We start from the raw sequence: 575 nt of genomic DNA, 5'->3' as shown, positions 1-575 counted from the left end.
GTGTGGCGTTGATTTTAGAAGAAATGGGTCTTGAATCAGTTGGTACACATGGAACAACTGCAGCGTTAGCCTTGTTGAATGATGCTGTGAAAAAAGGTGGCGTAATGGCTTGTAATCACGTCGGTGGTTTATCAGGTGCATTTATTCCAGTTTCAGAAGATGCCGGAATGATTAAAGCCGTGCAAAATGGCTTATTGAATTTAGAAAAATTAGAAGCGATGACCGCAATTTGTTCTGTCGGCTTAGATATGATTGCGATTCCGGGAGACACAACAGCTGAAACGATTGCAGCAATGATTGCCGACGAAGCAGCGATTGGTGTTATCAATCATAAAACAACAGCCGTCCGTATCATCCCTGCAGCTAACGCAAAAGTCGGAGATATGATAGAATTTGGAGGGTTGTTAGGAACAGCACCCGTGATGAAAACAAATCCTGCGCAATCAGCAGATTTCATTCAACGTGGGGGGCGCATTCCAGCACCAATCCATTCATTTAAGAACTAAGGGAGTTTTGTCACTATGTTTGAACATTATATTTGGGATTTTGATGGCACACTGTATGATACGTATCCA

Annotated in this window: 1 protein-coding gene; it reads left to right on the top strand. The window is 42.6% G+C overall.

Annotated elements, in window-relative coordinates:
• Window positions 1-506, top strand: a 506-nt coding sequence (locus tag BAU17_RS10415; protein WP_161902764.1) for a DUF711 family protein, incomplete at its 5' end; no start/stop codon positions are given.
• Window positions 507-575: the final 69 nt, after the last annotated feature.

The sequence above is a fragment of the Candidatus Enterococcus willemsii genome (genome assembly GCF_009933335.1).
Classification (GTDB): Bacteria; Bacillota; Bacilli; order Lactobacillales; family Enterococcaceae; genus Enterococcus_F; species Enterococcus_F willemsii.
The sequence above is the reverse complement of the archived record's forward strand: the minus strand, read 5'-3'. Positions and strand labels throughout refer to the sequence as shown.